General features: G+C 68.7%; 8 protein-coding genes and 1 pseudogene. 7 read left to right on the forward strand and 2 right to left on the reverse strand.

Features of this window, described 5'->3' with window-relative positions; genetic code table 11:
• Positions 1-2 precede the first annotated feature (2 nt).
• The 3 genes from WA762_RS26670 to WA762_RS26680 are packed head-to-tail and all read left to right on the forward strand — an operon-like array spanning position 3 to position 3839.
• A complete protein-coding gene (locus tag WA762_RS26670) occupies positions 3-1031 on the forward strand; it encodes an NAD(P)-dependent oxidoreductase (RefSeq protein WP_335938981.1) in 1029 nt (342 codons plus the stop codon).
• Positions 1032-1083: 52 nt separating this feature from the next.
• Complete coding sequence (locus tag WA762_RS26675; protein WP_335938984.1) at positions 1084-2601, forward strand: aldehyde dehydrogenase family protein; 1518 nt, start codon at positions 1084-1086, stop codon at positions 2599-2601.
• Positions 2580-3839 (forward strand): MFS transporter, encoded by a 1260-nt coding sequence (locus tag WA762_RS26680; RefSeq protein WP_335938985.1) that lies wholly within the window; start codon positions 2580-2582, stop codon positions 3837-3839. The genes WA762_RS26675 and WA762_RS26680 overlap by 22 nt, the downstream gene beginning before the upstream one ends.
• A gap of 981 nt (positions 3840-4820) precedes the next feature.
• Here WA762_RS26680 and WA762_RS26685 read toward each other — a convergent pair.
• Complete coding sequence (locus tag WA762_RS26685; RefSeq protein WP_335938987.1) at positions 4821-4970, reverse strand: hypothetical protein; 150 nt, start codon at positions 4968-4970, stop codon at positions 4821-4823.
• Positions 4971-5366: 396 nt separating this feature from the next.
• On the opposite strand from WA762_RS26685, the gene WA762_RS26690 reads away from it, so the two are divergent.
• The 4 genes and pseudogenes from WA762_RS26690 (at position 5367) to WA762_RS26705 (ending at position 8260) form a co-directional block, all read left to right on the forward strand.
• Positions 5367-6311, forward strand: a complete 945-nt coding sequence (locus WA762_RS26690) for a replication-relaxation family protein (protein ID WP_335938988.1) — start codon at positions 5367-5369, stop codon at positions 6309-6311.
• A 353-nt stretch (positions 6312-6664) separates the two neighbouring features.
• Positions 6665-6974 (forward strand): annotated as a pseudogene (locus tag WA762_RS26695) (hypothetical protein).
• A 106-nt stretch (positions 6975-7080) separates the two neighbouring features.
• On the forward strand, positions 7081-7530 hold the full coding sequence (locus WA762_RS26700) for a hypothetical protein (protein WP_335938989.1): 450 nt from the start codon (positions 7081-7083) through the stop codon (positions 7528-7530).
• A 394-nt stretch (positions 7531-7924) separates the two neighbouring features.
• Positions 7925-8260 (forward strand): hypothetical protein, encoded by a 336-nt coding sequence (locus WA762_RS26705; protein ID WP_335938990.1) that lies wholly within the window; start codon positions 7925-7927, stop codon positions 8258-8260.
• 536 nt (positions 8261-8796) lie between these two features.
• On the opposite strand, the gene WA762_RS26710 is transcribed toward WA762_RS26705, so the two are convergent.
• On the reverse strand, positions 8797-13419 hold the full coding sequence (locus WA762_RS26710) for a DUF7927 domain-containing protein (RefSeq protein ID WP_335938992.1): 4623 nt from the start codon (positions 13417-13419) through the stop codon (positions 8797-8799).
• Positions 13420-13756 lie beyond the last annotated feature (337 nt).

Consider the following 13756-nt stretch of genomic DNA (forward strand, 5'->3'; position numbering starts at 1 on the left):
TCATGTCGAACCAGACCACCCACAGCGCCCGCCCGCTCCTGCTGGTCACCGCGCCCTTCGACCGAGCTCGAGCCGAGCTGCTCGAGGACGTCTTCGACGTCGAACTCGTCGAGCCCTCCCTGGCCGGCACATCGCTGGCGACCAGGGGACTCGACGAGCAGCTCGCCCGCGCGACCGCACTCGTGTGCGAGGTCGACGTCGTCGACGAAGCCACCTTGGACAAGGCACCTGAGCTGCGGGTCGTCGTGTCCTGCCGTGCAAACCCGGTCAACGTCGACGTGGAAGCGTGTACTGCACGCGAGATCGCCGTCCTGACTACCCCGGCCCGCAATGCCGACGTCACCGCGGATCTCGCCTTCACACTGCTTCTCATGACCGTTCGGCACACCGGCCGGGCCGAACGCTGGCTGCGCAGCGGTGCATGGAAGTCCGAGGACGTGTTCGAGCCCTACTCGACCTTTCGCGGGCTCGGGCTGTCCGGACGCACCCTCGGCATCCTCGGTGGTGGCGCCATCGGGCGCCGGATGATGCAGCGGGCCCGGGCCTTCGGCATGGATGTCGTCGTCTACGACCCGTTCCTCCCGTCCGACGCGTTCGGCGACCAGGCGCGCATCGTCGAACTCGACGAGGTGCTGTCCACGGCCGACATCGTCACCGTCCACGTCCCGCTGGCCGAGTCCACCATCGGGCTGATCGGTGACCGGGAGCTGCGGCTCATGCGTCCGGATGCCTACTTGGTGAATGCAGGGCGCGCCGCGGTGGTGGAGGAGGAAGCGCTCGTCAACGCGCTCGCCGAGGGGCGGATCGCCGGAGCCGGGCTCGACGTGTTCTGGACCGAGCCGGTCCCCGCCGACCATCCGCTGCTCAGCCTCGACAATGTCACCGTCACCCCTCACATCGGCGGCGCCTCCGACGACGTCGTGACCGAGCACTCCAAGATCGCCGAACGCGGCCTGCGCGCGTGGGTGGCGGGTGAGCGGCCCCCCGCGATCGCCAACCCCGCCGTGCTCGAGCCGACCACCGCACGCTAAGGCGCCCGCACCCGCTCACTTGCCGCAACGCAATGCCTCAGGAGGGCCAGACATGAGCGTCATCGAAGACGCCGGCACGACACCCGACCTCAGCCCGGCCGTTTCGGCTCTGCTCCAGGCCCCACCGCGGCTCCTCATCAACGGCGAGATGGTACCGGCTGACAAGGGCGGCACCATCCCCGTACTGAACCCCGCCACGGGCCGGCAGATCGCGACCGCAGCCGCGGCAGGAGTCACCGACGTGGACCGCGCCGTGCGGGCCGCGGCTGCCGCGATGGAACCCGGTTCGCCGTGGCGACGGATGTCCGCCCTCGACCGCGGCCGGATCATCGAGCGCTTCGCCGCTCTGCTCGAGGCCCACGCCGAAGAACTCGCCGACCTCGAGGCACTCGACGGCGGTAAGGTGCGCAGCTCCGCCCGCCAGAACGACGTGGAACTATCCATCAAGCACTTCGCGTACTTCGCGGGCTGGCCCAGCAAGATCGAGGGAAACACCATTCCGGTGTCCGTGCCCGACACCATGGTGCGGACCGAGCGGGAACCCGTTGGTGTCGTCGCGCAGATCATTCCGTGGAACTTCCCTCTTCTCATGGCGGCTTGGAAGATCGCGCCCGCCTTGGCCGCCGGGTGCGCGATCGTCCTCAAGCCTGCCGAGAACACCCCGCTCGTCGCGATCCGCCTGGGCCAACTGGGCCTCGAAGCCGGACTGCCCAACGGCGTTCTCAACATCCTCCCCGGCTACGGACCGGAAGCAGGCGAGGCACTCGTCGAACACCCACTCGTGGACAAGATCGCCTTCACGGGTTCCACCCGTGTCGGGATCCACCTGGCGCAGAAGGCGGCCGCACAGGTCAAGCGCGTAACGCTGGAACTCGGCGGGAAGAGTCCGAACATCATCTTCGCCGATTCTCCTGTCGAGGAGGCAGTGGCCGGCGCTGCATCGGCGATCTTCTCGAACTCCGGCCAGTCGTGCAGTGCCGGTTCACGCCTCTACGTCGAACGCTCCCGCTTCGACGACGTCGTGGGCGCCCTGTCCGAAAGGGCTGACAGCATGCGCGTCGGACCGGGGCTCGATCCGAGCACCGACCTCGGTCCGCTCATCAGTCGAACCCAGCTCGACCGAGTCCGCGGCTACATCGACGGCGCGCTCACCGGTGGCGCGACTGCCGCCGCCGGTGCAGTAGCCCTGGCTGGCGTCGACGCGGACGGATACTTCCTGCGTCCCACCGTTCTGACCGATGTCGACGACACAATGGCAGCGGTACGCGAGGAGATCTTCGGTCCCGTCGTCGTGGCCCAGCCCTTCGACTCCCTCGAGGAGATCGCGGCGCGCGGCAACGACTCACCCTACGGTCTCGCGGCCGGCATCTGGACACGTGACATCGCCCGCGCGAACCGCCTGGCGAAACTCCTCAGGGCGGGCACCGTCTACATCAACATGTACGGTGCCACTGATGCCGCAGCACCGTTCGGTGGATTCAAGACCTCAGGCTACGGCCGTGAGATGGGCCACGCGAACCTCGAATCATACCTCGAGACGAAGACGGTATGGACAAGCCTGTCGATGTGAGCGGCAACGTGCGGTCGACCCGGGTGCCGACCATGGTCCTCATGGACGACCGGCTGCGCCCTGGAGCCGTCGCACTGAACGTCACTCTCGGGGCGCTCGTCCAGGTGCTGGCACTGAGCACGTGGTACGCGACGTCAGCGGTGGCGCCGCAGCTGGCGCGGCACTGGAACCTCGACTCAGGCGAAGTCTCGTGGCTGACGAGCTGCGTCCTGCTCGGGTTCGCGGCCGGAGCGCTGGGACTGGGGCTGCTGCGCGTCGCCGACCGGGTACGCCCGGGCGTACTCCTGCCGCTGGGCTCGCTGATCGCTGCCGCGTGCACGGCGCTGCCTGCGGTTCTACCCATCGGATTCGCGCCGACCCTTGCTCTGCGCGTCCTCACGGGAATCGCTCTTGCGGCGGTGTATCCGCCGGGGATGAAGGCCGTCGCCTCATGGACCCTGGCCCGCCGCGGGTCGGCAGTCGCGCTGGTCGTGGCTTCCTTGACGTTGGGCAGCGCTCTTCCGCACGCACTCCGCACGCTGCCGTTGCCGGGCTGGCGAAGTGTCCTCCTCATCTCGGCGGTTGCCGCGACACTGGCAGCCGGGCTGGCGACGACGACTCGGACCGGCCCGCACACAAGCGAGACCGACACACTACGGATCGGTGCCGCCTGGCAGCTCTTCCGCAACAGGCGACAGCGGCTCGTCACCTTGGCGTATCTGGGCCATATGTGGGAGGTCTACGGCCTGTGGACATGGTCGGTCGCGTTGCTCGCCGCGTTGCCCGGTTCGGGGGGCCCTGTCCTCGGTGTCCCGGGATGGGGCCCGTTCCTGCTGATCGGCGTAGCCGGGGCCATCGGCTGCTTCGGCGCAGGTTCCGCAGCCGATCGGTGGGGCAGAGTCCATGTCACGACCGTAGTCGTCACCATCTCGGCCTGTTGCTGCCTCCTCGCACCAGCGTTGCCACTTCTTCCCGACATAGTGACTGCGGTGATGTTGATCGTTTGGGGGGCATCGGTGATCGGGGATTCACCGATGTACTCAGCGTTGCTTGCTGACTCCTCCGACCCGACCGCCGTGGGGACGGCCCTGACCGTGCAGATGGCGCTCGGATACTCTCTCGCGGCGGTACCGGTACTCCTGCTGCCGCACCTGGCCGCGCACGTCGGATGGCCCTGGGCCTTGCTCTCACTGGCGCCCGGACCACTGGCCAGTGCCTTGAGTCTCCGGAGACTGCAGAGGCTTGACCGGACCAGTTGAGGCCGGTGTGGTGTCTTGCCGTCCCCGCCGTCGGCCAGGACCGCGCCGTTCCACGGCGGAGGCGCTGATGCCCAGGTGAGCGGCGACCTCCGGATATCCCCAGAGCTGCTGGTCGTCGGCCATCGTGTCCTCCTCGTTCGTCGCTGATGAGCGTACGCAAGATCCGGATGGGCGGGCGTACGCCAAGACCGCCCCTGCCGGTCGGCGCGGGGCAGCCTTCTGCGGTTGCGGTCAGACCTCGGCGAGGCGGTTGGAGAGGTCGACCGCGACGAAAAGCTCCACCGGCTCGAAGCCGCGCACCGGTGCGCGCACGGCGACGTGCGCGCACCGGTGAACTCAGCCTCTGCGCACCGGAGCGCACCTCCCGCCCGGCCGCGATGCGGCGGGCACCCACCGGCCGCCCCTGAACCCGTTTCATGTGATCTGTCGCACATGCAGGGACCGTATAGCGCGCATTTAGGACTTCGGAGTGACCGTGGTCAAGGGGGCGCGTGATATGGGAGCGCGGCTCCGTCCAGCCCTCCCGGCGGCGGGACCGCACCCCGCACCGGGCCGCACCGCATGCCGCGAAGCGCACCACCAGGAGCGCGCGGCGCACCGCACCCCGCCGGATGGTGCGCGCACCGACCGCACCGGCGGCGCGCACCGCACCGGGTGCGCACCACCGCACCGGCGAAGCGCACCGAGCGCACCATGGCCGCGCACCACCGCACCGGAGTGGAGTCCACCGTGCGGAGTGGGCTCCACTCGGTGGACTCCACCGCACCCGGTGGCCGGACGGGGTGGACTCCACTCGATCCAGGGCACCGGGTGGGAGTGGATGGCGTCGCGGTGGGGGAGTGGACGCCATCCGGTCCACCGCCTACGGCGGGCCGTGCACCCCCCTTGTCCACCTCGCCACCTCCGACATCACTACCGAAAACGGGCGGCGCCCGGGGAGGAGAGATCTCCGTCCCTGGGCGGCGCCCCGGCCGGTCCGGATCAGGCCGCGACCGCCGGCCGCCCGGCGTAGGCGTCACCGTGGACGTCGGCGAGGAACTGGTGGACCTGGTCGACCTCCTGCACACACTCGATCAGGAACCCCGCCGCGATCCACGCGGAGGCGGTGCCGCCGCATGTGGCGCTGGTCACGGACAAACCCGCACGACAGGGGCCTAGTCGCGGAGGAATCGGACACCGGGTGTCGCTGACGGCTAGACGGAAGACAAGGGGGTGCTTCCGACGGTGGCTCCGACCCGTGCGCACATCCGCGTACGGGCCGGACGTTCACCGACCCGGCCCGCAGGCCGGGGGAAACCGAGGACACCGTGCCCGCTGATCTCACACTCGACCCCGCCCGCGAGCACCACGCCGCCCGTGACCGCCGGCCTTCCGAGGACGTCGAACAGGTCCCGCAGGCCCCCTCCATCGCCCCCTCCTCGGCTACTTCGCCCGCCGGGCGTATCTCCGCAGGTCAGCCTGAAGTCAAGGTCCGCCGACGCGTTCGACAACCCTCCTAGGTCGACACAGGTCTGGAAGCCGACCGGAGTGCGACGCAAGGAAGTGCTGAGGGCTCTGGGGATCTTCCAGCGGGCTACCGCCGATCAGCTCTGGCGGATGCTGCGCCCCGCCGACCGGCACGACCGGTGCACCAGGGACACCCTGAACGCGTTGAAGAAGACGGGCCTGGTCCGGGTGGAGACGCGACTGGAGTCGGGACACCAGCTGTGGGTGCTCACGGAGAAGGGCCACAAGGAAGCCAAGCTGCTGCTGCCGAAGAACGTGCGGATCTCCGCGCTGCGCAAGCTCCGGGTCGATGCCAAGGGCCGGCCGGTGAAGGACGACGGCTACGACGAACACGCCGCCGCCGTCACCTCGACCGCCGCGGTACTCACTGGGGCCGGGTACGGCACCCCGCTGTCCTGGCAGACGGAGATCGCCCACAAGCTCCCGTACGGGTACACCCAGTACGCCGATCTGACGATGCGCGCCCCGGGCGCCGGGGTGCCCGCGATGCTCCTGGAGGTCGACCGCGTCAACGAGCCCGTCGACGACCTGGTGGACAAGCTGCGCCGCTACACCGACTGGTTCGAGCTCCTGGCGCCAAAGGCCGACCCGATCAAGGAGAAGGCGGCCCGGGGAGCTGCGGTGCACGACTTCAGGCTGTGGTCGCGGATCTACCCGGCGATCGGGTGGGAGGGCTACCTGCCAGTGGCGTTCGTGTTCACGGGGAAGACCGCCGCGCAGCGCGAGAGCCGGATGCAGCGCCTGGAGCAGAGCGCCCGCCGCTACTTCGCCGGCACCCCGTACCCGTGGGCTCAGTTCACGGCCGTCGACTACCACCAGGCGGTGCCCGTGGTGGTCACCGAGCTGGAGCGGATCACCGCCGACCCGGCCGGGGCCGGGGGCAGGGTGTGGCGGCGGCTGGGCCGACAGGAGTGGCAGACGCTGAGCGAGGCCCTGGACAATCCCGACGGCGAGCGGCTGTACTAGGTTCAGCTCCGGGAGGCCCGTCGGCGGCAGGCGCAGCGCGAGGCCGCTCACCGGGAGGCGCAGCGGCCGGTGTGCACGCGGTGCGGCAACAAGTTCACCGTCGACCGCTGGCAGGAGACCGCACGGTTCTCGTGGCCCGGCGAGTGGGACCGGCTGTGCGGGCCGCGCGCGAAGGAGGTCACCGACCGCGCGGAGGCTGAGCGCGTCGCGCGCCGACAGGCGGAGGAAGCCGAACGCGCGGCGGGCGAAGCGGCGGCGGTGAAGCCGCGCAGCCGGTTCGGCATCGGGCGCCGCCGGTGGCCAGCCCCCCTCGGGCCGGGGTGGTTGTCGGTGGCGGCTGCGAGGCTGGCCGGATGAACGCCGATGACGAGCAGCCGCTGCGCGGCCGGGTGTACGGCTGTGACCACGACGACCCCCATCCCCACCCCGGGCCCGCTGCCGCACCAGACGTACGCCGCGCTTGTCGGCTGTCCGCTGGACGGGCTGCTGCTCGACATCACGGGCTGGCGGCCGGAAGTGATAGGCGACGGCGTCGCCCTGATGACCGAGCTGGGGCGGTGGCCCGGCGGCCGGGCGCTGTACGACCCGCGCCCTGACGACCCGCGCCCATCGGGCGGCCTGGGTGTGGTGTGCCGCTTCTACTACTCCGGCGACACGCCCTGACCCCGGCCGCCGGCCCCGGCGTCCGCCTGCCCTCGGTCAGTTGGCTGGCGGCCGCGAGGACCCGCAGGTCCTTCTGCAGTCCCTGCCGCTTGGTCGTGTCCATGGCATGGATCACGTCGTCAGTGATGTCATCGGCTCGGATAGCGTGCTGATGGAGGGCTTCGCAGAGACGGAAGTCGAGCTGTGCCCGGACTGCAGGGCGGGCCCGAGCCGGGAGAACGCCTGCGTCGGGGTCGGCCAGCCGATCCAGATGTGGCACACACCCGACTGCCCGCAGTGGCCCATCATGCAGATCGACTGGAAGGCAGGCTCCCAGCGCATCAAGGAGCAGGATGCGTGGGCCAAGGACGTCTTCCCGGCCGCGCATGAATGCCTGAAGCAGGCCGCCGCCGCGATGCCGCCGGACACTGCTGCCCAGCCGTTCGTCGCCGCGCTGACCGAGCCGGTCCAGGCGCAGGCCAACACCACCGGCTTCGTCGTCCTCCACGAGTGGGTGGAGATCCTGGAGCGGCACTTCCCGCCCCGACTGCCCGACCCCGACGACGTCGTCGAATAGCCCACGCCCTCACCACAAGGCAGCCTGCGGCCGTTGTCAGTGGGCGAGCAGAGAATCACCGGATGGCCCATGAACAGACGGAGGCCGGCGAGCCCGAGATCCTTGCTGTCTCCTTACGCACGTACCTGTCCGAGACCGGATTCTCCTTCAGCGGCCTGACCGGCAAGGAGGCGACCCAGTCCATCACCCGGGCGGTGGTGCAGTGGGTGGGAGCGTCAGGGTGGAGGTGCAGAACGGAGGCGCAGATGCGCTACATCGACCCGCCCCGCCTGAGGAGCGGAGGCTGCATTGCCTACTGGTCGCCGCCCTGGTCTGCCTACCTGGACCTTCGCATGATCCGCAAAGACGGCCCACCGATCGCCTGGAAATCGACCGCGCCGACGAGAGCACCGCCGTGGACAAGCTCCGAGACGAAGCACTCCGCGGGCGCCCCACGCTATGGATCCGCTGGCACGGAGCGCTGCGCGCCGAGCTCCCGGCCGGTGTGGCCCGTCTGCACCTGCCCGCGCGGTCCAGCAAATCACCGCTCCGGTACTCGCTGGCCCCGGTGACCGGCAACGAGGCGATCACCCTCGGTCCGCCCGTCACCCCCGAGGCCCGAGCGGACGCCCAGCGGTGGGACCAGCAGCGGATCGCGGACGAGAAACGTGCTGCTGCCCGCCCGCCCGCAGGAACCAGGCCCCACCCGCTGCTACTGGTGATCAGCACGCGGCTTGCGCGGGACTCCTAGTCCAGGCCGCGCCGCTGATCGGCTTCGGCGCGGGCAAGAAGAAGGTCTCCGTCGACCTGGACGCCGTCTCCCCGCACGTCCTGATCTCCGCAGGCACCGGCGGCGGCAAGTCGACCACCTGCGCTGCATCACCTGCCAGTTCATCCACAACGGCGCGCACGCGTTCGTCCTGGACTTCAAGCGGATCTCCCACACCTGGGCCCGCGGTGTGCCCGGCGTCACCTACTGCCGCGACATCGCCGACATCCACGACGCCCTGATCCGGCTCGCGCACGCGCCGACGCCGGGCGCAGCGACGCGAGCGGAGAGCGCCGGTCTTTTCCCCACCGCGTGCAGCTGCCTCCGGCCGACCTCGGGTGGGCGGGAATGGCCGCGTCGCTTGGCAATGCTGGTCAAGGCGCGCGTACGAGCTGTGTGCAAGGCGGGCCTGGCTCTGGGTGTGCCGGGCCGTGCTGCGTAGCGTGGGGAAACCTTGAAGGGTGTCCGTGACTTGCTGTCACGGACACCCCTCTCAGGTCCGGTTAGGTCCGGTTACCTCAGTTGTTGTGGCGTTGGCGCCTCCTGAGGGCGACGGCGAGGGAGAGGCCGCCGAGGATGAGCAGCGTGCCGAGCGCGGCCGCGGAGAGCACGGTGGCGCCGGTGCGGGCGAGGATCCCGGACGATTGCGGGGCGGGCTGGGGGTTGTTGGGGGGCGGGACGTTTCCGGACGGTGGGGTGTTGCCGGACGGGGGAACGTTGGTGGACTGCGGAGGAGTCTTCCCCGGCGGCACTGTGTGGTCGGTTTCGCAGCCCTTCTCGGTGTCGCAGGTGCCGTTCTTGTCGTCGGTGGTGACGACGTTGTGGAGCTGGCCGTCGCCGCCGCCGGTGACGGTCACGGAGTACGTGATGGTCGCCTTCTCGCCGGCGGGGAGGTCGCCCTTCCAGACGAGCTTGCCGTCCTTGACCTCAGCTGATCCGGTCGAGGCCTTCACGTCGTTGTTGTAGGTGGCGTCGTCGAGGACCTTGGACAGGTCGTCGGTGATGGTGGCGTCCTTGATGCTGGCCTTGCCGTGCTGGTTCACCGTGAGGGTGTAGGTGACCTTGTCACCGACCTGGACGGTGGAGCCGGTCTTCGGGTCGGAGGACTTGGAGAAGGTGTAGGCGCCGTAGGCGTGGTCGGTCTCGCAGCCCTTCTCGGTGTCGCAGGTGCCGTTCTTGTCGTCGGTGGTGACGACGTTGTGGAGCTGGCCGTCGCCGCCGCCGGTGACGGTCACGGAGTACGTGATGGTCGCCTTCTCGCCGGCGGGGAGGTCGCCCTTCCAGACGAGCTTGCCGTCCTTGACCTCAGCTGATCCGGTCGAGGCCTTCACGTCGTTGTTGTAGGTGGCGTCGTCGAGGACCTTGGACAGGTCGTCGGTGATGGTGGCGTCCTTGATGCTGGCCTTGCCGTGCTGGTTCACCGTGAGGGTGTAGGTGACCTTGTCACCGACCTGGACGGTGGAGCCGGTCTTCGGGTCGGAGGACTTGGAGAAGGTGTAGGCGCCGTAGGCGTGGTCGGTCTCGCAGCCCTTCTCGGTGTCGCAGGTGCCGTTCTTGTCGTCGGTGGTGACGACGTTGTGGAGCTGGCCGTCGCCGCCGCCGGTGACGGTCACGGAGTACGTGATGGTCGCCTTCTCGCCGGCGGGGAGGTCGCCCTTCCAGACGAGCTTGCCGTCCTTGACCTCAGCTGATCCGGTCGAGGCCTTCACGTCGTTGTTGTAGGTGGCGTCGTCGAGGACCTTGGACAGGTCGTCGGTCAACGCGATGCCGTGGACCGGGTACTTCGAGTCGTTGGCCACGGTCAGGTTGTAGGTGACCTTGTCACCGACCTGGACGGTGGAGCCGGATGGCGGGTCCGAGGTCTTCGACAGGGTCCACTCGCCCTGACGCGGATCGTTCTTGATCTTCCCCAGGTCGAGCAGGTAGGTGCCGCGGTCGACGCCAGCGGGATCGACGCTCACCTCGATCGGGTCCTTGAGGGGCAGGTACCCGGATGGTGTCGTGGTCTCGGTGAGCGTGTACGTGCCCCACGGGACACCGGTCAGGCGGAACTTCCCAGGCGCCGGGTCCTGATCGGCATCCGAACACCCCGCGTCGGTGCAGTCCGTGATCGTCCGGGGCCACCCGTCGGGTATCTTCTCACCGTCCTCGAGCACCGGGGCGAGGATCCACTCGGAGCCCGCGAGGAGGTCTCCGGTGCGGCTGTCAGTCTTCTGCCAGGCGATGTCCGGCAGGAGCTTCAGCCCGACGGCCGATGCCTCGGTCGGCAGGATCGGCTTTCCCGACGATGCTTCGACCCCGGCGACGGCGGTGTTGTTCCACGCGATGCCGTCGAGGCCGGCACTTGTGGTGGTGTTCGGGCCCGCTGCCTTGACGGCGAGCACGGTGTTCTCGGCGTCTCCAGGAGCGAAGACTCGGGACCCGAAGTCGATGCGCAGGGCAGTGACCGCTTCGTAGTCGCCGCCGGGCGGCGTGGCCGCCCAGTCGTTCTCGCAGCCGGCGGGTGCGCTGTCCACGGCGCCGCCGCCGGTGCCGGCGAGGTCGCCGCGGCAGGGGTTGGCGCTGGTGGAGTACCGCAAGGTCGCGCCTGTGGGCGCCTTGACCGGTTTGGTCAGGTGCACCGGGAACGCCGAACCCCGGGCGCCTTCGGCGCCGGGCAGGATCAGAGAGTCACCGACCTGCGGCAGCATGTCGTAGGCGACCACGTTGCGGATGTCCACCGATCCCGAGTTCGCGACACGGACGGTGTACTCGGCCTTGCCGGACAGGTCAGTGCTTCCAACACCGGGGGCGCCGATCGCATCAGCGTCGTGGACACCCTGCACCGTCTTGCTCGTGTTCACGCCGGGAACGGGGAGGACGTTGAAACTCGCGGAGGCCAGACACCCGACGGCGGCGGTGAGGTCGGTGGTCGGCCGCAGGTCTGCATCGACCATTTTTCCGAGCCCGCACTGCAGGTAGGTGTCCTGTACGCCCGGCCCGCCTTCGGCGCCGGTGAGAAGGTAGTCGTTCGTGTAGGCACCCGCGGGGACACCCTGCTTGACGCGGACCTGGAACCGCACGTAGGCGGTGCGGCCCAAGGTCGCGTTCGAGGTGACCTCGGCGTCCGGGAACGTCACGGTGACCCGTTGACGCCGTTCACCCAGGTAGTCGACCGTCTTGACTGCGATGTCCGGTTTGCCGAGCGCGGCTGCGAACGTCGCGTCTCCCGCGATCTGGAGCGAGTCCTCGACCATGGTGAGCGCGGCCGGGAGGTACTCGGACACGGTCGGGGTGAAGGTCGACGCGTCAAGGACTGCTTGGTCCGCGCTCCACCGCGACCGGTTCATCGCAAGATCGACGGTGAGCAGATCACCGGTCTGCGCCGAGGGGGTCGCGGGGCGGGAGCCTTCGGGGATCGCGGGATCGTACATCGACTTGACCGGTCGCAGCGTGAACGGGTTGGTCATGACCTGCCGGTAGCCGCAGATACCGGCGGCGCTGTCCGCCGTCTGTGGTTGGTACGGAAGGTACTGGCGTCCGCCTTCGAAGGTGATCACGTTCTTGACCGGGCAGTTCTCCACCGTGACATACCAGGGGTGGACGTCGGAGCGGTCCACGTCGAGGTTCGGGTTGTTGTACACCGTGTCAACGTTGCTGAACGGCACATGCTGGGAGGCACGGCCGTGGATGAAGAAGCTGCCACCACCGAACGGAGGGATCTCGGTGTCCACCTCGATCTTCGTGATCCACTCGCCTGCGGGCACCGGGGTGGGCGTACTGCCGTTGGTGCCGTCGCAGTAGCGTTTGGTGGTGTCACTCATCGACGAGCCCTCAGCGATCGTGCAGGATCCGGTACTGCCCGCGTTCGTCGTCCAGTTCACCTGCAACTCGGGAAGATACCGGTCCGCGGAGAACTGCAGATCCACGAACGCGGGGGTGGCGCAGTCGATGTCGTTGTCTTTGGTCGGCGAGGTCAGCGCGCAGGGCATCATGTCGGTGAATGTCCACCGGCCCGTGGTCGGCTCGGCCGAGGTGCCGCTCAGGGTATAGATGCTGTTGTTCTGGGTGTGCACGGTGCGGTAGAGGGGCGATCCGACCGCCCAGTCGTAGCCGGGCCTCTTCTCGACGCTCGCACCGGCGGCACCCTCGCGCAGGGCGTGCGAGGCGGAGCTGTCCGAAGAGAGCTTTTCGGAGGACTGGCCCCACGCGTTCGCGGTAGCCACGACCGAGTTCGTGACCGCGCTCGGGTCCGGGTCGGCGCTGAACTCTCCATTGGGGTAGATGATGGTCGCCTTCAGCGGCAAACCCGTCCAGCTCGTGCTGCCGGAGTACGGCACGCAGGCGTAGGGCGCGGCGTCGTTGATCGAGGAGCCCAGCCTCCAGGTGATGGTGTTCGTCGCCGCTTCGTACACGCCGCCGTGCGTGGCGCTCACGAACCGCGCCCCGGTGGGAAGAGTGTCGACCACGGTCAGGTTCTCAAGAGCCCGTGTTCCGGGCTCGGAGCAGACATCCGCCATCGTGCGGGCATACCCGTCGGAAGCACCCGATGAGGGGATCTGGGAGTCGTATCCCACCAGGATCGAATAGGTCACCTGCTGATCTACGTACGGGACGCTGGTCGGGGTGGACTTGACCTTGGAAACACCAAGGGAGATATCGGAGGTCACGGTCGTGGTCGCCGAATCCTTGACCGACGCCGTGCCAGTGGCCGCGAAGGTCACCTCCGGGGTGATCTTCGCCCCATCAGGCGTGACCGAGTTCGGCGGGGTGAGCGTGAAGGACACGGCGTCGGAGGTGCCAGTCGCCACGGTCGCCGGGAAGGTCCACACAAGCTTCCGGTCCGGGCCGGTACCGACGATCGTGGCCGCCCCGGGCACAACAACCCCGTTGATCTGCAGCGAACTCTGACTCGTCACCGTCAGAGGAACACCATCGGGAAACGCATCCGACGACGCCAGCGCCGTCGGTACCGGAACCGAGATCGTCGCGGCGTCACATGTGCCACTGCCGCTACACGTCCACTGCACCCGGAAAGACGCGCCCTGACCGGACTTCACCGTCTCCTGGACCGCCTCCACCGACACGTTCAGCGTGCCACCGGCGGCCTGGGCAGGCGTATGAACGAAGAGAACCGGCACAGCCAGTAGCAACGCGAGCACCGGCCTCAGCGCCGTACGCAGACAACCCCACCCCCCTTCGCGCGACATCATCCAAGGGCGTCGTCGCCCGGAGGTACGCGTGGCTATTCGCATCGAGGCCTCTCTCTCCCCTTTGTCCACCCCTGACCCTCGACCAGAGCGCAGCCACAGGAGTGGGCCTTGCCTCCAAAGCGAGGGCCTGCCCAGAGTGATCCGGCGTGCACTCCGGGCAAGCTATAGCACGTTCGTAGTGCTTATGGACGAAAATATGGAAATATCACCCGTATGGCGATCATTGGATACACGATCCTGCTCGTGACGACGCGTTCACCAACGGGCCCCGGCCTCGGCACATAGC

It is taken from the genome of Streptomyces tyrfis (assembly GCF_037034285.1).
Classification (GTDB): Bacteria; Actinomycetota; Actinomycetes; order Streptomycetales; family Streptomycetaceae; genus Streptomyces.